Source organism: Chthoniobacterales bacterium (assembly GCA_035274845.1).
In the GTDB taxonomy this organism is placed as follows: domain Bacteria; phylum Verrucomicrobiota; class Verrucomicrobiia; order Chthoniobacterales; family UBA10450; genus AV80.
The window spans coordinates 273204-295544 of sequence record DATENU010000011.1 but is presented as its reverse complement, the minus strand read 5'-3'; the positions used below and the strand labels follow the sequence as shown (position 1 = coordinate 295544).

Annotated in this window: 17 protein-coding genes; 3 read left to right on the top strand and 14 right to left on the bottom strand. The window is 58.1% G+C overall.

Going from position 1 to position 22341, the window contains the following annotated elements; genetic code table 11:
• Window positions 1–91: 91 nt before the first annotated feature.
• The 5 genes from VJU77_07910 to VJU77_07890 all read right to left on the bottom strand — a co-directional run bounded on the left by VJU77_07910 (window position 92) and on the right by VJU77_07890 (window position 4665).
• Window positions 92–910 (bottom strand): FkbM family methyltransferase, encoded by an 819-nt coding sequence (locus tag VJU77_07910; GenBank protein HKP03279.1) that lies wholly within the window; start codon window positions 908–910, stop codon window positions 92–94.
• A gap of 42 nt (window positions 911–952) precedes the next feature.
• Window positions 953–1990, bottom strand: a complete 1038-nt coding sequence (locus tag VJU77_07905; GenBank protein ID HKP03278.1) for a PIN domain-containing protein — start codon at window positions 1988–1990, stop codon at window positions 953–955.
• Window positions 1990–2913, bottom strand: coding sequence for an MlaD family protein (locus VJU77_07900; GenBank protein HKP03277.1), 924 nt, complete (start codon window positions 2911–2913; stop codon window positions 1990–1992). Before VJU77_07900 ends, VJU77_07905 begins: the two co-directional genes overlap by 1 nt.
• Before the next feature lie 62 nt (window positions 2914–2975).
• The gene (locus tag VJU77_07895; GenBank protein ID HKP03276.1) at window positions 2976–3707 is read right to left on the bottom strand and encodes an ABC transporter ATP-binding protein; all 732 of its coding nucleotides are present in this window, start codon (window positions 3705–3707) and stop codon (window positions 2976–2978) included.
• 160 nt (window positions 3708–3867) lie between these two features.
• Window positions 3868–4665: an ABC transporter permease gene (locus VJU77_07890; protein ID HKP03275.1), complete on the bottom strand. Its 798-nt coding sequence runs from the start codon at window positions 4663–4665 to the stop codon at window positions 3868–3870.
• Between the two features lie 211 nt (window positions 4666–4876).
• Here VJU77_07890 and VJU77_07885 point away from each other — a divergent pair, with 211 nt between their 5' ends.
• The gene (locus tag VJU77_07885) at window positions 4877–5380 is read left to right on the top strand and encodes a hypothetical protein (GenBank protein HKP03274.1); all 504 of its coding nucleotides are present in this window, start codon (window positions 4877–4879) and stop codon (window positions 5378–5380) included.
• Between the two features lie 5 nt (window positions 5381–5385).
• Complete coding sequence (gene xerA / locus VJU77_07880; protein HKP03273.1) at window positions 5386–6282, top strand: site-specific tyrosine recombinase/integron integrase; 897 nt, start codon at window positions 5386–5388, stop codon at window positions 6280–6282.
• 84 nt (window positions 6283–6366) lie between these two features.
• Here the strand turns inward: xerA and VJU77_07875 are convergent, their stop codons facing one another.
• From VJU77_07875 to VJU77_07850, 6 genes are all read right to left on the bottom strand, one after another.
• Window positions 6367–8844, bottom strand: coding sequence for an ATP-dependent Clp protease ATP-binding subunit (locus VJU77_07875; protein HKP03272.1), 2478 nt, complete (start codon window positions 8842–8844; stop codon window positions 6367–6369).
• The gene (locus tag VJU77_07870) at window positions 8837–9961 is read right to left on the bottom strand and encodes a protein arginine kinase (protein HKP03271.1); all 1125 of its coding nucleotides are present in this window, start codon (window positions 9959–9961) and stop codon (window positions 8837–8839) included. Before VJU77_07870 ends, VJU77_07875 begins: the two co-directional genes overlap by 8 nt.
• A 4-nt stretch (window positions 9962–9965) precedes the next feature.
• Entirely contained in the window at window positions 9966–10457 is a 492-nt protein-coding gene (locus tag VJU77_07865) for a UvrB/UvrC motif-containing protein (protein HKP03270.1), read from the bottom strand.
• An 85-nt stretch (window positions 10458–10542) separates the two neighbouring features.
• Window positions 10543–11547, bottom strand: a complete 1005-nt coding sequence (gene ilvE, locus VJU77_07860; GenBank protein HKP03269.1) for a branched-chain-amino-acid transaminase — start codon at window positions 11545–11547, stop codon at window positions 10543–10545.
• A 79-nt stretch (window positions 11548–11626) separates the two neighbouring features.
• Complete coding sequence (locus tag VJU77_07855; GenBank protein ID HKP03268.1) at window positions 11627–12292, bottom strand: ABC transporter ATP-binding protein; 666 nt, start codon at window positions 12290–12292, stop codon at window positions 11627–11629.
• A 108-nt stretch (window positions 12293–12400) separates the two neighbouring features.
• Window positions 12401–13291 carry a peptidoglycan-binding protein gene (locus VJU77_07850; protein ID HKP03267.1) on the bottom strand — a complete coding sequence of 297 codons (891 nt, stop codon included), beginning with the start codon at window positions 13289–13291 and terminating at the stop codon, window positions 12401–12403.
• A 355-nt stretch (window positions 13292–13646) separates the two neighbouring features.
• Between VJU77_07850 and VJU77_07845 the strand changes: the two genes are divergently transcribed.
• The gene (locus VJU77_07845) at window positions 13647–17699 is read left to right on the top strand and encodes a hypothetical protein (GenBank protein ID HKP03266.1); all 4053 of its coding nucleotides are present in this window, start codon (window positions 13647–13649) and stop codon (window positions 17697–17699) included.
• 72 nt (window positions 17700–17771) lie between these two features.
• On the opposite strand, the gene VJU77_07840 is transcribed toward VJU77_07845, so the two are convergent.
• From VJU77_07840 to VJU77_07830, 3 genes are all read right to left on the bottom strand, one after another.
• A complete protein-coding gene (locus VJU77_07840; GenBank protein HKP03265.1) occupies window positions 17772–18260 on the bottom strand; it encodes a tRNA (cytidine(34)-2'-O)-methyltransferase in 489 nt (162 codons plus the stop codon).
• Between the two features lie 41 nt (window positions 18261–18301).
• Entirely contained in the window at window positions 18302–19294 is a 993-nt protein-coding gene (gene tal, locus VJU77_07835; protein HKP03264.1) for a transaldolase, read from the bottom strand.
• 112 nt (window positions 19295–19406) lie between these two features.
• The gene (locus VJU77_07830; protein HKP03263.1) at window positions 19407–22160 is read right to left on the bottom strand and encodes a hypothetical protein; all 2754 of its coding nucleotides are present in this window, start codon (window positions 22158–22160) and stop codon (window positions 19407–19409) included.
• Window positions 22161–22341 lie beyond the last annotated feature (181 nt).

Sequence of the window (22341 nt, the reverse complement as noted above, 5' to 3'; positions counted from 1 at the left end):
TTCGCGTTGCAGTGTATGTGGAAATAATCCTGTTCTTCAAGCCAACGGTGACGGCCGAGGGGCTGCGTGGCCGGGGGTCGCCGGTCAACGATCAGAAAAAATCCCGTTTGGCGAAATTCGGGACGAGCTTCTCGTTCACATAAAGGCCGTCCGACATCGAAGCGCGGCCGTTCAGGCAAAGAGGCTTGGTCGCGTCCACCAGGATGAAACCATATTTGCCCGTCAGCAGTTCGTGGATTTCGCCGAACCACGAGCCCCCAACGTATTGGGGCAAGTAGTTCAGTTCGATCAGGACGAATTTCGTTCGCGCCAAAGTCTCCGCGGCGCCGGCGAGCGCTTCCCTTTCGTATCCCTGCACATCAATCTTGAGCAGCGAAATCTCCGGCAAACCCGAGAGAAGGCTGTCCAACGTTCGGACCGGGCATTCCACCTCCGACTCAACGGTCCAGTTGCCGCCGATCAGCTCCCGCATTTCCTCGCGCGGCGGGAGGACCGAGGCGCCGGTCGAATCGCGAGTGACGCGCAGCGTCGTGGTGCCATTCTCGGCGCCGATGGCGACGTTGTGCAGCTCGACGTTTGGCCGGCGACCAAACTTTTCCTGCAACTTCGCGAAGGCGACCGGCCCCGGCTCGACCATGATCAATTTCTCGGGCGAAACCAGGTCGAGAAAAGCATTGCTCCATTGGCCCACGTTCGCGCCGATATCGACGACGTAACGCAGACCCGGCCAATGACCGGGCGGAAAGAGCGTGAGCCCGGTAATCTCCGCTTCGTGCAGGAGCCAGTCGCTCCGCCACCAATCGGCGATGGACAAATCGCGCCCCAGCTCGTGCAAGCGACGCCGGTTGCGCATGATTTCCACGACGCCAAACGGCAAGACGTATTTCACCAGTTTGCGAAGCGCTTTCACAAAGTGCGATCTGCCAGAATCCCGAGCTTTGGCAAGCCGCGACTAGCTCCCGGCTTTTTCGAGGGCCGGCGGACGTGAGTCGCCCGCTTTCAGCTCCGCGAAGATCAACCGGCCCGCGCCAGTTTGAAGGGCGCTGGAAACGACAATCGTCGCCACTTTCCCAAGGTAGGCGCGCGCATGGTTCACCACGATCATGGTTCCATCCGGGAGATAACCGACCGCCTGGTGCGCTTCCCGGCCTTCCTTGACGAGACTCAATTCCAGCTCATCCCCCGCTACCGCATTCGGACGCAACGCCCGGGCGAGATCGGCCAGGTTCAGCGTGCCAACCTGCTGGAGGCGCGCGACCTGGCAAAGCGCCACGTCGTTCGTGAGCAAGCGCGCCTGGAGAACCTTGGCGGTGCGGACCAGGCGCGCGTCAGTGGAAAGGTCGGCGTCGCCGGTTGTTTCATGGATGGTCAGTTCCAGCTCGCGGGATTGCTGGAGCTTGTTCAGGATTTCGAGGCCGCGCCGGCCTCGTTCGCGTTTCAGAGAATCGCGGGAGTCAGCCAGGGTCTGCAATTCGCTGAGAACAAAGCGCGGAACGATAAGGGCGCGGCTGAGGAAGCCGGTGGCGCAAAGCTCGGCGATCCGGCCATCAATGATGATGTTGGTGTCGACGACGATCGGCTCGTGTTGCGTCGTCTCTCGTGCGAAGCGGACGTAAGGAATGATGAGCGAGAATTCGTCGCGATTGCTGCGCATGGCCAGCATCATGCCGAGATAACCGAAGGCGCAATAGACAACGAGCCGCGCCGCCCATTGCACTCCGTCGCTTTGGTAACGAAGGATGTCGGAAGCGACGAGGAGATTCGCGAAGAGCAGCCCGAGCAGCAGCCCAAAAGTCGCGGACGAAAAGGCGCGGAGCGAAAGACCCTTGAGAAGACGGTCGGCCAAAACGATGACGAGCCCAAAAACCACTCCGATCAAAACTCCCGGGACCGAGTTTCCCTGGATTTCCGCGGTGACAATTCCGCCGATCGCGCCGCAGAAGGTGACAAACAGCGCCCGCAACAGATTAACGGTGAGCAGCGGTGTCATCAGCGTTTCGCGGGTTTGCGCGGCGGGTTCTGTTCGCGTTCGACCGCGGTGCGCGCCTCATCTTTCGCGGCGCTGTCGCGATAGAAAAGAACGCCATGCGCTCGCAGGTTGCTGACCAGCGCGCGCAGATCTTTGGCAAGGCCCTGGTCGTTCATCAACGTGGCCAACATCCCTTTGCCATTTGTCGCCTGCTGGAAAACCTGGGTCGCCGCTTGAATTGTCTTGCGAGCATCGGCAATGGCCACCTGGACATCGTCCGCCGCTTTCTTCGCGGATTCCATCGTTCCGCCCGCCTTCTCGATCACTCCGTCGATCTTCTGGCTGGACGCGGCGAGCGCCGTCGTGGTGGCTTTCAAATGCTCGATACTGACTTTGAGATTTTCCATGTTCTCAGGCGACAGCGCCTGGTCGTTCAGGCGGGTGATGGTGGCATTCACATTCTGGACGGCCGTCCGCAGATCGTTGACCAGGAAGCCGCCCTCGCGAGTGAGATCGTCGAGGCCTGTCTCGCGAGTGCCTTCGACCACCGTGTCCTTGCCAATGAACTCGGTCGGCGTGCCCGCTGGCATCGTTACCGAAACAAACCGGTCCCCGAGCAATCCGGAACTACCCACCGTAAACCGGCTGCCGACCGGGATTTTCACGTAATCGAAAATTCTTAACGGCACCGCGACCCCCTGGCCCGATTGGAGGAGCCGAGGGCCGCCCGAAACGCGCCCGATCTTGGCGCCTGCCAGCAAAACGTCGGAGCTTTTCAGGAGACCGCTCGCGTCCGGGAATTCCACCGTGAGCCCGTAGTAGGTTTTGAAGCCTTCGCCGACCCGGCCAAATTGAATGACGAGCGCCGCCAGCACCGCCAGGCCCGCGAGAACAAACGCGCCTACTTTCAGTTCCAATGTCTTCTCGCTTTGACCGGTTGCCATCTTATCAAGGGGCCTAACGGAGACAGCTTATCACGGGTTGCTGGCGCGTCAGCCAGTTTTGACTATCGCTCGGAGCGGCCGAGCAAGAAATCCTGGATTAGCGGGTCCTGGGAATTATCCAGCTCCTGAGGCGTGCCATAAAAATAAATCCGGCCTTCATGCAGATAGGCGATGTGATCCGCGATGTGAAACGCGCTCTTCATGTCATGCGTGACCACAATGCTGGTGACCTGGAAGCGCTTCTGAAGGCGGCGAATCAAATGATTAATGCTGTCCGACACGACCGGATCGAGGCCGGCGGTTGGTTCGTCGTAAAGGATACAGGAGGGCCGGCGAATAATGGAGCGCGCCAGGCCTACTCGCTTCTTCATTCCGCCGCTCAAGTTCACCGGCATTTTCTTTTGTTCACCCTCCAGCTCGATGACCTCGAGAATCTCGCGAACCTTCTCGCCGATAATCTTCGGATTGCGCTCACCTGCTTCGCGCAGCGGGAAAGCGATATTCTCTTCCACCGTCATCGAATCGAAGAGCGCGCCGCCCTGGAAGAGGATGCCGATCTTGGTTCGGATCGGGGCCAGCTTTCGTTCGCTGAGCCCGATAATATTTTGCCCCTCGATCCAAATCTCGCCGGCATCGGGCTGCATCAATCCGATCAGGTGTTTCAAGAGCACGCTCTTCCCGCCGCCGCTGCGCCCGATGATCACGAGCGTCTCTCCCTTGGCGACGGTCAGGTCGATGCCGCGCAATATCTCCTGGCGCCCGATGCGCTTCATCAACCCGCGCACGTCAATCATGGGGGAAGAAGAGTTGAGAGTTTGGAGTTGAGAGTTGCCGTTCGACAGGCTCAGGCCCTGAGCGGGAGCCGAAGGGAGAGCCGCTGCTTCTGGCGAGGTCGCGTTCGTTTCGAAAGTCATCTCTCAACTCTCAACTAGTAACTCTCAACTTTCCTCCGCCCTACTGATACCCGGCCGGGAAAATGATGTTGAGGCCCATGGTCAGGAAAAAATTGAAAATCAGGACCGCGAGAGAGGCGTTCACGACTGCTTCCGTTGTCGCCCGACCGACACCGACGGCGCCTTCGCGGCTCGTCAGGCCTTTGTGGCAGCTGATAAAAACGATGAGGAGCGCGAAACAAAACGCCTTGGTCAGACCCATGACGATGTCGCGCATTTGGGTCCAGCGGACCATGTTCGCGACGTAATAGGTCCCGTTCACGCCTAACAGGTAGATCGCCACGAAATATCCGGCGGCAATTCCGATCCCGATGCATTCCGCGACCAGGAGCGGCATCGAGAGCATCATGGCCAGAGCTCGCGGCACGACCAGGTAGTCGATCGGATGCACGGCAAGCGCGCGCAAGGCGTCGATCTGTTCCGTAACCTTCATGGTCCCAATTTCGGCCGACATCGAGGCCCCGACGCGGCCGGTTACCATCAGGGCCGAAAGCACCGGACCGAGTTCACGGCAAACCGAAACGGAAACCACAGCGCCAACCGCGGAGCCCATGCCGAGCTTGTTAAATTGAAAAAAGGTCTGGGCTGCGAAGACCGCTCCCGTGAAAGCGCCGGTGATCATGACCACCAGCTGCGAGCGCAATCCAATCTCGACAATTTGGTGCATGAACAGCCGCCACCGAACCTTGTGAACGAAGATCGAGGCAATGGTCTCAGCCGCCAAAACGACGATCTCGCCCACGTAAACGAAGAACGAAACAATCGAGGTGCCGAGGGCGGTGGAAGCGCGAGCGAACATCTGGAGATGGCATCGTAAAAGGGAGCGCCACGCGATGCAAAATCTGAATCATATCGCGGCGAACGCGCCCACTGGAGCCGGCACGCCATCGTGCCGGAGAGATATGCTGCGTCCTTCCACCACGGCCTGAGGGCAGGCCGTCTCCAATCGCGGCGAGCCGTCTCCAAAGCGATTGCGCGCCAGACGGGTCTGCGATAAAAGGAAACTGTCCATGATCAATCGCGTGTTCCGTTTCGTGCTAGCCCTCAATGTCGTCCTCGCGGCCTTCTTCCTCGCCGGATGTGAAACCACCTCTTCGGCGGGAATCCAGCAGTCACGGGCCGAGGCGGCCCAGCGCATCGCCGCCGAGCCGCCCGGCGATTATTTTATCGGGCACCGCTACTTCAAAGGATCGGTCTTCAAATTTTGGGGCTACGTCCGCAAGCCCGGCCAGCCCTGGAACACGGCCCAACTGGTCGTGCTTAACGAGAAACAGAAACTTGCGCCTGACCGCGAAAAGCTCAGCTTCGGCAGCGACAATAACTACGAATATAAACTTTTTGGCTCGTTCAGCGGCCAGACGGTTTACGAGCCGGCCAGCAACGGCTTTTATCCGGAATTCGTCCTGAAAGGATACGAGCTGATCTCGACGAATCCGGCCCCGATTTTCCGCAGCCAATACAGCGACCGCGCGCGCGCCTCTATCGGCCGCATGCAGATAGAAAAGCCCGAGTAGTTATCGTGGCGGCGCGCAACTCCCGGGATCCACTCGCCGAGGAGTTTTTTCGCTACCTCGAGGTAGAGCGAAACGCTTCGAGCCGCACGCTGATCGCCTATCGCCAGGCGCTCCAGGGGTTTCGCGCCCAGCGAAATGGGTCGTGGCGCAACTACCGGGCGGATGATTTTCGCGATTATCTGTTCGAGCTGATGAAGAAAGGCCAGGCGCGTTCTTATATTCGCCTCCAATTCTCCGCCTTTCGCACCTTCTACCGTTTCCTCGTCGAACGAAAAAATCTGGCGAGCGACCCTGTCCGGCAGCTGCAACTGCCGAAGGCTGAAAAGAAGTTGCCACTGGTCCTGACGCAAAAGCAGATCGACGAATTGTTGACCGCTCCCTTGCGGATCGAGAAACACCGGACCGCCCCAAAATGGATGCCGCTGCGTGACGTCGCGATTATGGAATTGTTCTACAGCAGCGGCTTGCGCCTTGGGGAATTGGCTTCGTTAAATGTGGCGGACCTGGACGTTTACACGGAATCGGTCCGTGTCCTGGGAAAAGGCCGCAAGGAACGGGTTTGCCCCGTTGGCGCGCCGGCCTTGGAGGCGGTTTCGCGCTACCGGGCTGCGGCCAACGTTCAGAGCGGACCGCTGTTCATCAACAAACTGCGCCGCCGGATTTCGTCGCGCTCCATCTGGCTGATTCTCAAGCGCTATCTGCGGCACACCTCGATCCCGGTCGCCGTAAGCCCGCACAAACTGCGGCACAGTTTCGCCACGCATCTGCTCGATAGCGGCGCGGATCTGCGGAGCGTGCAGGCGCTACTCGGCCATGCGAGCTTGTCGACGACGCAGATTTATACGCATGTCACCGTGGAGCGGTTGAAGAAAGCGTACTCTGACGCGCATCCTCGAGCGTGATTTCGACCTGTGAATGGTGACTGGTGATCAGTGAATGGAGACACCATTCACCAGTCACTGATCACCATTTACGCTAGCGAAAGCTCAACTTGCGCTAGCCGCCGCACTCCCGTGCGGCTCGGCCACGTGAAATCCGAGTTTGTCGTCGCCCGCCACTGAAACTTCCACGATATCGCCGGCTTTCACCGCTCCCTTGAGCAGCTCTTCGGCGAGCGGATCTTCCAGGTAACGCTCGACGGCTCGGCGCATGGGGCGCGCCCCGTAGGTCGGATCGTATCCCTTGTTGATGACAAACTCGTGCGCCGCTTCGTCGAGAACGATTTCGATCTCCTTCAGCTTTAGCCGGCGTTTTACCTTGTCGACCTCGAGGTCCACGATCTTGAGCAGGTCCGGTTTGCCCAGGGTGCGGAAGACAATGATCTCATCGAGCCGGTTCAGAAACTCCGGCTTAAAGACCCGCTTGGTCTCCTCGAGAATCTTCTCCCGCATCGTTTCGTAATCCTGCGTATCCTTGGGCGCTCCGAATCCCATGGTGGTCTGGCGCCGAATCAGATCGGCCCCCGCATTCGAGGTCATGATGATGATCGTGTTCCGGAAATCGATCTTCCGGCCCAACGAGTCGGTCACTTTGCCATCTTCCAGGATCTGGAGCAGGAGATGCATCACGTCCGGGTGCGCCTTCTCGACTTCGTCGAAAAGGACCACGGAATAGGGCCGGCGGCGGACCGCTTCGGAAAGCTGGCCACCTTCCTCATAACCGACATATCCCGGCGGCGAACCAATCAGGCGCGAGGCCGTGAACTTTTCCATGTACTCCGACATGTCGATCTGGATGAGCGCGTCGGCGTCCCCAAACATGAATTCCGCGAGCGTGCGCGCCAGGAACGTCTTGCCGACACCGGTCGGGCCGAGGAAGACAAACGAGCCGATCGGGCGCTTCGGGTCCTTCAAATCCGCCCGCGACCGTCGCAGGGCCTTGCTGATCGCGGTCACCGCTTCGTCCTGGCCAATGACGCGCTGCTTCAATTCCGCTTCCATCGCGAGCAGCTTCTGCGTTTCCTTCTGCTCCATTCGCTGGAGCGGAACGCCGGTCACCTTCGAAATGATGTGCATCATGTCGTCGGCGGTCACGAGCACTTCCTTCTCTTCCCGTTCTTCGCGCCACTTCGCCAAAATGCTGTCGAGCTTCTCCTTGGCCTGCTTTTCCTTGTCCCGCAGCGCGGCCGCCTTTTCGAAATCCTGGGCTTTGATCGCCGCTTCCTTTTCGACGCGGATCTCTTCGATCTCCTTTTCGATCTCCTTTACGTCGGGCGGCCTGGTCATGGCGTTGATCCGGGCGCGCGCGCCAGCTTCGTCCATGACGTCAATGGCCTTGTCCGGCAAAAATCGGCCGGTGATGTAACGCTCGGAAAGTTTTACCGCTGTCTCCAGGGCCTCATCCGTCAGCTTGGCCTTGTGATGCTGTTCGTACTTCGGCCGCAACCCCTTCAGGATGAGAATTGTCTCGTCGATGGTCGGAGCATCCACTTTCACGGTCTGGAAGCGCCGCTCGAGGGCCGCGTCTTTTTCGATGTACTTGCGATATTCGTTCAGGGTGGTCGCCCCGACACATTGCAGCTCACCGCGGCTCAGGGCCGGCTTGATAATATTCGAGGCGTCCATGGCCCCTTCGGCCGAGCCCGCACCGACGATCGTGTGCAGCTCGTCGATGAAGAGGATGACATTCTTGGACCGGCGAATCTCGTCCATCACCGCTTTGATCCGCTCTTCGAACTGGCCGCGGTACTTCGTCCCGGCCACCATCAGCGCGAGGTCCAGAGTGACCACTTTCTTATCCCGCAATAATTCCGGGACGTTGCCGCTCGCGATTTCCTGAGCGAGGCCCTCCGCTATCGCAGTCTTGCCCACCCCCGCTTCCCCGAGCAGCACGGGATTGTTCTTCGTCCGCCGGCAGAGCACTTGAATGACGCGCTCGATTTCGTTGTGCCGGCCAATCACCGGATCGAGCTCGCCTTTCTTGGCCAGCTCAGTCAGGTCGCGACCGAACGCGCGGAGGGCCGGCGTCTTGACGTCCTTCTTCCCGGAAGAGGGTTCGCCCCCTTCCTGGTCGGCTTCCGCCGGGGTAAAGTTGGGATCGAGTTCCTTGAGAATTTCGTTTCGGGTCCGCTCGATATCGACTTCGAGGCTCTTGAGGACCCGCGCGGCAACGCCTTCGCCTTCCCGCAAGAGACCGAGCAAAATGTGTTCGGTCCCCACATAGGAATGGTTGAGCGCTTTCGCTTCCTTCCCGGCCAGCGCGAGAACTTTCTTCACTCGCGGCGTGTAGGGAATGTTCCCGACCATCTTGGTCTCCGGCCCGGAACCCACCTGCTTCTCGACCTCCATCCGCACGGTTTCGAGATCGAGACCCATCTTCTGGAGAACGTTGACGGCAACGCCCTGGCCAAGCTTGATCAGGCCGAGCAACAAATGCTCGGTCCCGACGTAGTTGTGGTTGAAGCGGTCGGCTTCTTTTCGAGCGAGAGCCAGAACCTGCTGGGCTCGCGGCGTGAAATTATTCATTGGTTTGCGGCTCGGGACTCGATCCGTTTTCCGATTCCTTCGCCACTTTAGTAATATCAGGTTTAGGGAAGACTCGCAAACGCTCGCGAATAATCTGGGCCCGTAAATGGTCTCGCTCCTCGGCGTTTAGCTTCTGCTGGGAACTTTTTTGCAAGTGCGCCGGCTGGGTATCGATGAAAAGTTCGTCGATCGGCAGGCGGCGATCTTCGGGGAAAGCTCCGAGATCGACCCCGAGCTTAATGATCGACAAAAGGTTGAGCGCCTCCTTCGAAGTCATCGCGTGGGCAAAAGTGAGCACGCCATAGGCCCGGCCGATCTGGTCCCAAAGCGTGTTCGATTTTTTCTGGATCAGCATCTGGCGCGCGTCGTGTTCCTTTTCGATGATGGTCTCGATGACTTTGCTGAGGCGGCTGATGATCTCTTCCTCCTTCTCGCCGAGGGTGGTCTGATTTGAAATCTGGAACAGGTTCCCCATCGCTTCGGTGCCTTCGCCATAAAGACCACGAACGGCCAGGCCGATCTTGTTCACGGCTTGAATGACCTGGTTGATCATTTCACTCAGGACGAGCCCCGGCAGGTGCAGCATCGCGGAAGCGCGCATCCCGGTTCCCACGTTGGTTGGGCAGGCGGTGAGATAGCCCAGCCGCGCGTCGTAGGCGAAATCGAGTTTTGACTCGAGCGTGCTGTCGACCTTATCGACGAGCTTGAAGGCGCTTTTCAACTGGAGGCCGGAGCGAATCGATTGCATCCGGAGATGATCTTCCTCGTTCACCATGATGCTGAGGGTCTGGCGCCGGTTCATGATCACGGCGCTGCCCACGCCTTTCGCGGCGTGCTCCCGGCTGATCAGATGGCGCTCGACCAGCACCTGCTTTTCGAGCGCGGAAAGGTCCTGCAATAATTCCGAAAACGAATCCTGCATCTCCGGCAGTTCTTCCACGCGCGGCTTGATCAATTCGAGAATCTGGGTGCGCTCCGCTTTCTTCGCCCAACCTGGGAAAGCGCGCTGCTTGAGATTGCGAGCGAGCCGCACCCGGCTGCTGATCACGATCTGGTGGTGCGGCCCTTCTCCCCGGAGCCATTCGCCCCCGCTGGCCATGATGTTCGCGAACTTCATTGGGTCAGGAAGTCTTCTCGTGTTCGAGCTGCTTGATCTGGTCGCGCAAGGCCGCGGCGTTTTCGTAATTCTCGTCGGCCACCGCCTTTTCCAGGTCCTCGGTCAACGCCCGCATCCGGTCGTCCAGCTCGATCTCGCGGTGCGCGCGCTGCGGGAATTTGCCGACATGCTCGGTCCCCTTGTGCATCGCCTTGAGCAAGCTGCCGAGGCCTTCGGCGAAAGTGAGGTAACAGGCGCTGCAACCGAGCCGGCCCGTCTTCTTGAAATCCGCCTGGGTGAAACCGCACACCGGGCACTTCTGCGCGGGCGCCCCTTTCTCGATCTCTTCCGCGGCCCCTATCCCGAGAAGGAGGTCCGCCAGGGCAAATCCAGTCGGATCCTGCACCCCTTTCTCTTTCGAACAGGCGTCGCAGAGGTTCACCTTCTGCATTTTGCCCTCGAGAATTTGGGTCAGGAAAACTGTCGCATCATTGCATTTGCAAACGTCGCACAACATCTCGCTAGATTAGACCTCGGAAAGCCGGAAACATTCAACCCGGCACTCTTGAGCACCTTCTGCGCCGACGGCGTTTTGCGCGGAATCAGGCAAAGATCGGAGTGCCGGTTTCGCGCGTCATTTCCCGGAATCGGCCGATCATTCTCACCGTGATCGAACCAGGCTTTCCGTTTCCAATCATGCGCCCATCGGCTTTGATGACCGGGATTAATTCCGCCGCGGTGCCGGTCAAAAAGCACTCGTCCGCGACGAACACATCATGGCGGGTAATGTCGGTCTCGGTGATTTTGAGGCCGAGTTCCGCGGCGATATCGAATACCACCGAGCGGGTGATTCCGCGCAGCGCCCCGGCCGCAATGGGCGGAGTGAAAATCTGGCCGCGCTTGATGATGAAGACGTTGTCGGCCGTGCATTCGGCCACGTTGCCGGCGTCGTTCAGCATGAGCGCTTCATCGGCTCCGGCGAGGTTCGCTTCGATCCGCGCCATGACGTTGTTCAAATAGTTAAGCGACTTCACGGCCGGATTCAGAGCCGCCGCGCTCGTCCGCCGCGTCGCGCAAGTCACCACCGTCAGGCCTCGTTCGCAAACTTCCTTCGGGTAAAGAGCGATGGTCGTCGCGATGATGATGACGCTCGGCCGTTTACATAGCGCCGGATTCAATCCCAAATTGCCAACCCCGCGCGTGACGATCTGCCGGATATAACCTTCGCGCAGCCCGTTGCGGCGGATCGTCTCGAGCAGGGCCTCGGTCATCTCTTCCCGAGAGATCGGGATCTCGAGGCAAATCGAGCGGGCCGAATCCCAGAGGCGGTTGTGATGTTCTTCCAAACGGAACACCCGGCCGTTGTAAAAGCGGATCCCTTCAAAAATCCCGTCGCCATAAAGAAGACCGTGGTCAAACACGGAAACTTTGGCCTCGGATTCGGGAACAAACTTCCCGTCCAGATAGATCGTGAGTTCGCGCGCGGGGGCAGGCGCCGTTTGTTTCTGCGAATCAACCGCAGGCTTAACCGGAGCTTTCGCCGTCGTCTTCTTTTGTTCCGGTGCGTCAATGACCGCTCCACCACCAATCGAAGTTTTTGTTAGCACGAAAAAATCTCCGGCGATTCGGCGGGCAATTCAAGTGGGAAAGCTACCGAGGCACTCGCCCGGAAATTTCGACACCAACTCAGGCGAGGACGCCATCCACGATGCGAAGCTGCCGGTCACCGAGTTCGGCCAACCGGGTGTCGTGCGTCACCACGAGGAGCGTTTTTTTCCGGCTCCGCGCCAGCTCCAGCAACAAATCGATGATCGTGTCCCCGGTCTTCGAATCGAGGTTGCCGGTCGGTTCGTCGGCGAAAATGATATCGGGATCGTTGGTCAGGGCGCGCGCGATAGCGACCCGCTGCTGTTCGCCCCCGGAAAGTTCGGCCGGCAGATGGTGCAGCCGATCCCCCAGGCCGACGTCCCCCAACGATGCCGCCCCCGCCGCCGGATCTCTTTTTCCATTGATCATTCCGGGCAACATGACGTTCTCGAGCGCCGTCAATTCCGGGAGCAGAAAATACCCTTGGAAAACAAACCCCATCTTCCGGTTCCGCATTTCCGCTTGGGACGAGGAGCTGCCGGTATAGAGCCGGCGCCCTTCAAATTCCACGGTGCCGGATTCAGGCCGCTCCAATCCGGCAAGCGTATAGAGCAACGTCGTTTTTCCCGCCCCCGAAGCTCCGCAGAGGAAGACCGCTTCGCCATGGGCAACCTCCAGGGAGATCCCGCGCAGGACTTCGATCCGGCGCGGGCCGATCCGAAAAGAGCGCCGCAGATCGCGCGCGATAAGTTGCGGGTCAGGCATTGCGGCTCAGCATTGGCTGAATCGGCCCCGCGCGCAATCCGCCTTGTCACCAAAAAAAGCCGCCCGACGGGATCCCCATCGGGCGGCTGACCTTGGTTATGTCCGTCGTCAGTTAAGCCCGAGCGACTCCAGGGTCGGCCCGTCAATGGCGGAAGTGACTGGCAAACCGTGGTCCTGTTGATAATTAGCGAGGGCCTCCCGGGTGGCGGGACCGATTAATCCATCGACTTCGTCGCGGTAATAGCCCTGCTCCTGGAGCGCGCTTTGGACATTCGCGATCACCTGCCCCGGATCCAAATTGTTGTATCCATAGATCGGCTCATCGTAGGCATAGGTGCTGTAATACGGATCGTAGCCATACGCCGGGTACCAATAATTGTTGTTCCAGTAGTAATAGCCTCCGCCAAAAAGGGCGATCCGGCTGTAATGGCTTCTCCACCAGTGGCGGTCGTGGTGGCGGCGGTCATGGTGGCGACGCGCCTGCTCAAAAGTAAACGTCCCCGAGGTGTTGTTATGGTTCTGCCAGTTCCGGTGCCGGTCCGTTCGGTTCTGCCAATCGCGATTTTGCACATTGGTGTTCGATTGCGTCGTGGTCGTCGGTTTTTGCGGCGCCATCGGACGTCGGGTCCGCCAATCGGTGTTCGGCGTCGTCACGTCTGTCTGGGCCAGCGCAGTCGACCGCGGCGCATTCTGGTTCGGCACCCTGACCGGCGGATTATTCGGCACCCGGGTCCGCGCCTGCACGTTGGGATTGTAAACCTTGTATTGATTGGGCGGCTGAACGCGGTTCTGCATTTGCGGCGTCACGTTCACGTTCCGCTGGACCCTTGGGGTCTGCGGAATGGTTCGCGGCTGAGCGTTCACCTGCCGGGGCGCCGGTGGCGCCGGGCGATTCTTGCTCTTCGGCTGCTTCACCGCGTCCTGGTCCTGTTCGGCGGCGCCGAGAACGGACCCCATCGAGATCGCGCAGGAAAGAATTGAAAGTAGGAATGTTTTCATAGTTGTACTCGCAAAGGTTAGACAGAGGCCGCCACCGTTTATTCAACTCCTTTGGTAACGCGAGGGGGCTCGCTGCTTCGTCGGTGGAAAAACAATCAATGTCTTGACACTTCGAAGCCGTTTTCGTAAACCCGACCCAGATTACGTCCCCCGACGTTTCAACGTATCTTCGGCCGGGCTCGTGGAGCCCGTGGGGCTGAACCTTCGCTGGAAGGCCGCTTAACGCGATCCCCCACCAAAATGAACTCCTCAGTCAGCTTCTCCTGAGCTCTTTCCTCTTCCCTTTTTCCCTCTGCCTTCATCCTTCTGAATTCTCATTTGAGTTTCCGGTCCCCCTGAACACCACCCCTTCCCCATGAAAAATCAAATCAGTAGCTGGAGTTTGCGGAATGTCGCAATTCTTTTGTTCGTTCCTACGCTGTTTCTTTCAGCATCGCCCAGTTTTGCACAAGTCCATGTTACTTCAGATGGCCCCATATCGACGGCGAGCTACACCACGTTGAAAGACGCGTTCGCGAAGATCAATGAGCGTCAGCACACCGGCGTGATCAGAATTGATATTACCGGCAACACGACCGAAACGCTCACCGCAGTCTTATTTGCCAGCGGGACAGGCTCGCCTCCATCTTCTTACGACGAAATTTCGATTAAGCCGAGTGGCGGTGCATGGACGATTAGCGGCAATCTTCCGGGCCAGCCTTTGATTGACCTGGACGGCGCGGACAGAGTGACGATAGACGGTTTGAACCCGCCAGGCACGCCCGGGAACTCCCTCACGATCTCCAACGTCAGCGCTGCCTTGGGAGCCAACACGATTCGGTTCCGCAATGACGCGACGGACAACATTATCACGAGGTGTACGATTCTAGGATCATCGACTTCTTCGAACACTAATCCCGGCGCGACCATTATCTTCAGCACGGGAACCACCACAGGCAATGACCGCAATACCATTTCCATGTGCAATATCGGACCAGCCGATCCGCTACACCCCCCGACCCAAGCCATCCGTGGATCGGGTAGCATAACAAACGCCGAGATTCGAAATAGCATTGTGAAGATTGAGAATAACAACATCTACGACTTTTTCGGCACCGGCAAAACTAACACCTCAGGCATTGGGGTTGGCGACGGGAACGACGATTGGACGATCTCCAATAACCGGATCTACCAAAGGGTCAGTCGAACCTTTACCGCTGCGGGCCGCTATGCCGGAATTGTGGTGAATACCGCCACCCCTTCGGGCGCCTTTACGATTACGGGCAACAGGATCGGGTTTGGCGAAGCCGACGGGACCGGAACAACGATCATCACCGGAACGGGACCACACGGCCTGGAAAACCAATTTAGAGGCATTGAAATATTAAGCGTCAGCAAAGTTGTGGTGACGACCATTCAAGACAACACCATTTCCGGCATTCGCCAAACAGCCAAGCACAATGATCTTAATTCTCCAGTATTCATAGGGGTAAACATGAGCAACTTCATTTTTAACGATGACCCCGGCGGATTGATCCATGCAATAGACAATACCATCGGTAGTTTGGATGGCACTTTGGACGGATTCCTTCCATCCAGCATCGTAATTGATTCAACCTCAACCAGATCAGATCGTAAGACTATTGCTACTGTGAGAGGCTTTTCCAATTTCACCGAGCAATCCACCACCATTTCCGGCAACAAAATCGGTTCAATAACGATACAAGGCCCGCCAGCCGTCGCCGGGATGTTGGGATTCGACGGAATTTACGTCAATCCGAATTTCGACACTAACGGGACAATCACCAACAACATCATCGGTGGCACACTTCCCAATGGAGTTATTACTAACACGCAGACTGGCACCTATGTGATGACCGGAATTCGATCGCAGCGTGCTCATGCCAGCCCAATCAGCGGAAACCTTATCCGCAACATGACCAGCCATTCGAACGGTCCGGGGCTTTTGTTGACCGGCATTACCTGCGGGGGCAGTGCAGGCTCAAACACCATTTCGCAGAACACCGTTCATTCTCTGTCCGTTGCGTCCGCGACAGGGGGCAGTGCCATCTTTGGCATGTCGCTGAATTTCAAACAAAACCGTAATGCAGTCACGCGCAATTTTGTCCACTCGCTATCAATAAAAGCCGCTACCGGATCGTTGGTGGGTATCCATGGCAGCTTTTTCCAAGGGAACTCAAAGGCAATTTACGCAAATAATATGGTGAACCTTGGAACAGATGCTAACGGTATGCCAGTCTCGCCAGGCGTAGCGGTGTCAGGAATCAGAGAACGCGACTCCCTGCTCACTAACGGAACGAACGACTTTATTTTCAATACTGTTTACGTCGGCGGCGAGGGGTCCGGCGTCGCAAACAGCTATGCGTTCATCAGTGAAAAGCTAAACACGCCCGGGAGCTCGCTTCGGAACAATATTTTCTGGAATGAGCGCAGTCACACCGGTCCAGGCAAGAACTACGCGATTGCCATTGCCGGAACCGGACGGTTAACCTCGAATTTCAACGACCTTCGCGCTAACCTCACCCCCGGCGTTGCTGGACTTACCGGATTGGTTATCAATCCTCCACAAGACCTCCCGACTCTCGCCGCCTGGCGGATGTTCACGGGTCAGGACGTGAATAGCATCGACCTTGACCCATTGTTGATAACCCCAATCGGCACTGCGGAAACAGTCAATCTCCATGTCCTGCCAGGGACGCCGGTGCAGGCAATGGCCACGCCTAGCTCTATCACGACAGACTTTGACAATGACCTCAGACCAACTCCCCCCCTCCGGCCCGACATCGGCGCGGACGAGATATCCTGCTCCACGACCAGTGTGATCCCGAACTCAGACCGCATTACGATTCCGGATCCTGATCTGATTCCGAGCGACGGCTCCGGTAATGCCACGCCTTACCCGTCGATTGTCACGGTCGCAGGCCTTGGCCTGATTTCCACCCCAACCGGCAGCGTTCAGGTGAAGATCCATCAGTTCACCCATACTGCCCCCGATGATGTTGGGGTCGTGTTAGTGGGGCCGACCAGCGCAGCTCTGCTCGTCCAAGATGGCGCGGGGGACAACACCGGCATGGATGAGGTTACCTACACACTCAACGACATCGGAGTCATGCGATTACCTGACCTGGGCTCCTGGCCAGAGGGAACGTATAACCCCACCAACTACTACTTCCCACTCGATATTTTTCCTCAGGTGATGGGATACGGCAATCCAGGGCCTGTCCCGGCAGGCGCGCCGACCTACGCGACCTTCGCTTCCGTGTTTGGCGGGACAAACCCGAACGGCGATTGGAAACTGTACGTTCGCGATTTTGCGCGCCAGGATGTCGGCCTCATTACTGGCGGATGGACTTTGATCCTCACAACGGACCTCGCCTGTCCGACACCTTCAGCTTTGGCCTCAGCTCCACCTACATCTAGCCCGATGCCAACACCTATTCCGGCGTCGACACCCGCCACAATTCCAACGACGACGGCAGTACCGATTCGAACACCCGTTGCAACTCCAGTCGTCGCAGCAACCCCTGACCCCACAGCGGCGGCGACGACAAGGCCGACGATAACTCCGATGGCGACACCTGCCCCGGCACCCGCGGAAATCGCGACGCCAACTTTGCTGCCCACCACGCAGACCATCAACCTATCCGCTCGTCTGCGCCTTCAGACAGGTGACAATGTTGGCATTGCCGGGTTTGTCATCGCCGGAAGCGCTGCCAAACATGTGCTTGTCCGGGCGATTGGACCTTCGTTGGCACAATCAGGTATCTCCGATTCTCTAGCCGATCCAGTGCTGAGCCTGCACGGTCCAGGCGCTTTTCGCACAATCAACAACGACAACTGGAAGGATACTCTGGGGGCAACAATCCAAGGAACTGGCATGCCGCCTGCGAATGACTTCGAGTCGGCTATCGACGCTACGCTTGCCCCCGGAGCGTACACCGCGATCGTCCAAAGTAAGGATAACACTTCGGGGTTGATCCTGATTGAAGTCTACGACCTCAATCAGGGAATTGCGTCGAAGCTGGCCAATCTGAGCACTCGCGCCTTCGTCGGCACGGGTAACGACATCGTCATCGCAGGCTTCCGGCTGAGCGACAATGTGATCGAGGACAGAATAGTGGTCCGTGGAATCGGGCCGAGCCTGACCGCCTTTGGTGTCCCAAAGGCGCTGGCTGATCCAACGTTGGAGCTGCGCGATGGCAATGGAGCACTCCTTCTTGCGAACGATGACTGGCAGGATAACCCGGCCCAGGCCGCGGAACTGACAGCAGCAGGCCTCGCGCCGACGAACCAATTGGAGTCCGGTGTAGCCGCGACGCTACCGCCCGGCCCTTACACCGCGCTGCTTAGGGGACTGAATAACGGCACTGGTGTTGGTCTCGTTGAAGTCTATGACCTCGGGCCGTAGCACGGTAGCGGCGGTCGGCTGAACGCCGGAACGCATTTGAAACCCGGTGGTCATAGAGGGGACGGCTCGCCGTCAACGCCGTTGGCGCATTGCCTCGAACAGGACAATTCCGACGGCGGTGGCGAGATTCAGGCTGCGGGTCCCTCGCATCGGAATGGTGAGTAATTCGTCGGCATGATCCCGAAGCAGGGGTTCAGGCAGGCCTTTGGTTTCGCGTCCGAACACCAGGAAATCGCCAGGCCGAAAATGAATATCGTAATAGGCCCGGTCGGTTTTCGTGGTGAGCAAAAAGAACCGGCTGCTCGCGTTATCCTGGCGAAGCTGTTCGAAAGAATCCCAGAGCCGCAGGTCGACTTCCTTCCAGTAATCGAGCCCGGCCCGTTTCAGTTCGCGATCGTCGATCGAAAATCCAAGCGGCTTGACCAGATGCAAGGTCGAGCCCGTCGCCAGGCAAAGCCGGCCAATATTGCCCGTGTTCGGCGGGATCTCCGGTTCGACCAGGACGACGTTGAACATTGGAATTGCTGTAGCGGCGGTCTCTTGACCGCCGCGATCGCTCATTGCCGCTCACGCAATCGGCGGTCAGAGACCGCCGCTACAGATCACAGCTTGCTCGCGACGAATTTCTCCAGCTTCACGATATCCGCCGCGAATTTCCGAATTCCTTCCCCGGTCTTTTCGTAAGCCATCGCGTTGTCGTTTAGCCCGTATCGAAATGTTTTCTCGTCAAGCTGAAGCTTGTCGATCTTTCCCGACTTCGCTTTCTCGGGATCGAGTTTGCGCTCGATCGGGTCGGTGGAATCCGAGAGCTCCTTCATCAGCTCGGGGCTAATGGTCAGGCAATCGCAGCCGGCCAGCTCCCGAATTTGCCCTGTGTTCCGGAAGCTAGCGCCCATCACCTCGGTCGTGATCCCGAACTTCTTGTAATACGAATAAATCTCCGTCACTGACTGAACGCCGGGATCTTCCGGGCCCGAGTAGTCGCGCTTCATTTCTTTTTTGAACCAGTCGTAAATCCGGCCGACGAAAGGCGAGATGAGCTGAACCTTGGCTTCGGCCGCCCGGACGGCCTGGACGAGGGAAAACATCAGCGTCAGGTTGCAGCGAATTCCTTCTTTTTGCAGTTGCTCGGCGGCCAGCAATCCTTCCCAGGTCGACGCGATCTTGATCAGGATGCGCTCGCGCTCGATCCCCTTTTCCTCGTAAAGCTTGATCAGTTGCCGGCCTTTGCTAATCGAGCCTTCGGTATTGAACGAGAGCCGTGCGTCGGTCTCGGTCGAGACGCGTCCGGGCACGATTTTCAGGATTTCGCAGCCGAACTTTATCAGCAGGTGATCGATGATGTCTTCGATCTGCGCCGCTCCCGATAATCCGGAATTCTTTCTCTCCGCCAGCACATCATTCAGGAGTTGGAAATACTGTTCCTTCTGCGTCGCGGCATAGATGAGGCTCGGGTTGGTCGTTGCATCCCGCGGCTGAAACTCCTTGATGGTCTGGAAGTCGCCTGTATCCGCGACGACCACGGTGAATTTTTTCAGCTGCTCGAGCTGGCTGAGTTTTGTTTCAGTTTTTTCTTCGGCAGTGGCTGTCGTCATGACGGTGGCTCCCTCCTTGAGAGCGAAAGCGCATTTACGGGCGTCTTCGCTGATAACGTAACGCCGGCAAAAAAGGCCGACAACGAGAAACTACGGCCGATCGCGGACCGGATCAGGGCAAGGCGTAAACCTCAACAAGGGCGTTTCCAGTCCCGTTATCTTTTCCGCGCACAATGGCTGTGTAATTGCCCGGCCAAAGAGAGAGAATCACCGCGGCGTCGCGATCATCCCCCGGTGCAAGACCGGTCGCGACAATTTCTCCTTCCTGATCGGAACGCCAGGCATCATTGGCGGCGATTTGCCCGTCCTGATCGTGTATTTCCAGCGTCGGATCCTGGAGAGGATTGGCCACGCCGGCCTGCGCCAGGCTCGGTCCAATCCCCCGGACGATGACCCGCCGTTGACGCTCGCCCTTAATAATGATCCCTGCGATCATGACATTGTCGCCGGTGCCGACCGGGCCGCGGGTGGAGATATTGAGGAGCCCGGGGGAATAATCGGTATCGACGTTGTAAACTTCGACCAGACAATTCCCGCTGGTGCCGTCCTTTCCGCGAACGACGGCAGTGTAGGCCCCTTCCGGAAGCGTGGCGGCAATCACGCTATCGGCTGTGGTCGTCCCGCCCCACGGAGGTGACAAACGATAACTGCCAATTTCACTTTGATCTGAATACGGCAGGTCTGTGAAGTTATCATTGAACGCGAGCCGTTCGCCGCGGTCGTTGAAAAGTTCCAGGGTCGGGTTAGCGAGACGATCGGGGACCACGTTTCCCAGTCCGGGACCGATCGCTCTGAGGATCAGTCGTTTGGGTCCGCCCCTGAGAACAAATCCGGCGATCAGCGCATCATCGCCCGTGCTGGTCCGCGAGCGTGTGGAAACGTTGGCAAAGCGGGTTTGGGTTCCGGCGGGGCTTCCCGCTGTAGGAACGGCCAGAAAAGGTTCGAGATGGTAGGGCCCGTGGAACCACCCCTGTCCGACAATCCAGCCGTTGTTGTTAATGCCGGTTGCGCGCCAAAACACCCATCCATCGCCGCTGGCATCGAGCAGGCTGTCCAGGTCGTACATGACTCCGTTGTGGTAAAGAAACGCGTTACCTGAAGTGCTCTGCCAAACCTCCATATTCTTCGCGTCAAACTGTCCGACGACGTCGCCCGAATCGTTAAGGCCACTCACCTGGCTGAATCCCGAATTGAACAAATCGACGTCCGACGTGACCCCATCCTTAAAAAGGAAAGCATGGGTGTTGCTTACGATGACCGGCCCGGAAGGCAATGAAGAGGCCCCGGCAACGGCTCCTGAGGAATTGATGAAAAGATCATAGACGAACTCGCCGCCCAAAGTGGGAATCAGAGTCAATTGTCCGTCGGCCAGAACCCGAAAAGGATAGCGATGTTCGTAATAGTCCGACGTGGTGTAATAGCCCGCGATGTCACCGGCATCGTTAATGGAGGTGACCCGTGGTTTATAAAGCCCAAAATTTCCGAGATCGACGGTTTCCCCTGTGTTTCCGTCGTAACGATAAATGCTCCGGAACGTGCTCGCGTAATCATAATAGGTCCCGACGATGGAGCTGTTTGAATTGATGCTGCGCGCTGTACTGTAAACTCCACCTCCTGGGAAAGTGCGAGCGCCCTGGGGGAGAGCAACGCCGAGGGTATAGCCCGACCCCAGTTCGACTTCCAGAGCGGCCGATCCATTGCTGTTCACTGAAATTACAGAGGTCGGATATGAACCATAAACGGGATCGGGATAAGTCGTTACAGTGCCGTCACGCAATATCGCTCCGATGTTTTTGTTGTTCACCTTGAGTGTGCCTCCTATGACGCCAGAATCGCTGATCGAGCGTGGTTCGCCGTTAAAAACCCCATTCGATAAATCCTGCAGACGGTAGACGGTGTAGGCGGGGGGAGGAGGAAGAGGCGCGTCGGCGGATGACACGGCGATCATAGCCTGGTTCAAATTCAGGGCCCAACCGACGGCTACAAAACGGCCAGCGCCATCGAAGGCCACCCCGCGGAAGTCGTCGACGTAACTGCCGTAGTGCCCCCGCCCCGTCCAGTACTCACCTCGTTCTGAGGTCCAGATGCCGGCGCTCCCGTCCACGGCCACGAAAACGCCGGCTCCACAGCAGATAGCGTGGACGTTACTTGAAAGATTGAAATATCGATCTTTGGGCCCATCGGACGCCTGAAAGGTGTGGCCGGCGTCGACCGAAAAACTCGCGTAGTTCCCGGCTCCCGCCACGTGGCGAACGCCGTCAGTCGCAATGAGGGTGCCATAGCCATTCGATCGCCATTTCCATTTGATGCCGTCCGCCGATGAATGGATACCGCCGCCGGTCGTTGCCGCGAAAAATTGGTGGTCGAGATAAGTGAGATGCACAAGGCCGCTGAGCGGCGCTCCGGGGTCCGGGTAATGTGCGATCGTGACGGGGTTAAACGACGTTCCATCGGTCGAAACCAAAACCACGGATGAGGTGGGCGCGGCCGTCATGAAGCGCCCTTCGCCGAAGGCCACGGTCGCGAAGGCAGAACTTTGTATGGGCGTGCCACTGGTGTTCGTGACAACTCCTGGCACCCAGGTAATTCCATCGGGCGACGTCAGGATGGGCGCGTTTTGATTCTCTTTCGTAACGACAAAACGGCCGTTGCCGAAAGCAATCGCCAATAAGCGGTCCCCCGTGCCGCTGCCGCGGCGAGTCCACACTTCACCGTCGGGGGAAGTCAAAATGACTCCGTAATCGCCGACAGCGACGAAGAGCCCGCTCCCGAACGCAACCGCGTTCAAAGGCGTGTTCAAGTTACTCGGTTTCAGCTCCCAGTGCGATTGGCCGAAACCGGTCGCGGCGAACGTGAGCAGCGACACGAGAGTGAGGCTACGGGAGATGACCAAACGGTAGATTGGAAGGAGTCGCTGAGCCGGGTTCAAAGGGAAGGACTTGGGTTCGAATCGAATTGTAGGTTGCTCGTCGCCTCACGAATTTTGATCTGGGTTATCCCTGACACCGTGGGCTGTTCGAGGTCGTTCTATTGGGGGAGGAAGCCTC

Coding starts and splice junctions, on each gene's coding strand:
- VJU77_07905 (HKP03278.1), bottom strand. CDS start 1,990: ATGACACCGCTGCTCACCGTTAATCTGTTGCGGGCGCTGTTTGTCACC.
- VJU77_07900 (HKP03277.1), bottom strand. CDS start 2,913: ATGGCAACCGGTCAAAGCGAGAAGACATTGGAACTGAAAGTAGGCGCG.
- VJU77_07895 (HKP03276.1), bottom strand. CDS start 3,707: ATGATTGACGTGCGCGGGTTGATGAAGCGCATCGGGCGCCAGGAGATA.
- VJU77_07890 (HKP03275.1), bottom strand. CDS start 4,665: ATGTTCGCTCGCGCTTCCACCGCCCTCGGCACCTCGATTGTTTCGTTC.
- VJU77_07885 (HKP03274.1), top strand. CDS start 4,877: ATGATCAATCGCGTGTTCCGTTTCGTGCTAGCCCTCAATGTCGTCCTC.
- VJU77_07875 (HKP03272.1), bottom strand. CDS start 8,844: ATGAATAATTTCACGCCGCGAGCCCAGCAGGTTCTGGCTCTCGCTCGA.
- VJU77_07870 (HKP03271.1), bottom strand. CDS start 9,961: ATGAAGTTCGCGAACATCATGGCCAGCGGGGGCGAATGGCTCCGGGGA.
- VJU77_07865 (HKP03270.1), bottom strand. CDS start 10,457: ATGTTGTGCGACGTTTGCAAATGCAATGATGCGACAGTTTTCCTGACC.
- VJU77_07855 (HKP03268.1), bottom strand. CDS start 12,292: ATGCCTGACCCGCAACTTATCGCGCGCGATCTGCGGCGCTCTTTTCGG.
- VJU77_07850 (HKP03267.1), bottom strand. CDS start 13,291: ATGAAAACATTCCTACTTTCAATTCTTTCCTGCGCGATCTCGATGGGG.
- VJU77_07845 (HKP03266.1), top strand. CDS start 13,647: ATGAAAAATCAAATCAGTAGCTGGAGTTTGCGGAATGTCGCAATTCTT.
- VJU77_07840 (HKP03265.1), bottom strand. CDS start 18,260: ATGAGCGATCGCGGCGGTCAAGAGACCGCCGCTACAGCAATTCCAATG.
- tal (HKP03264.1), bottom strand. CDS start 19,294: ATGACGACAGCCACTGCCGAAGAAAAAACTGAAACAAAACTCAGCCAG.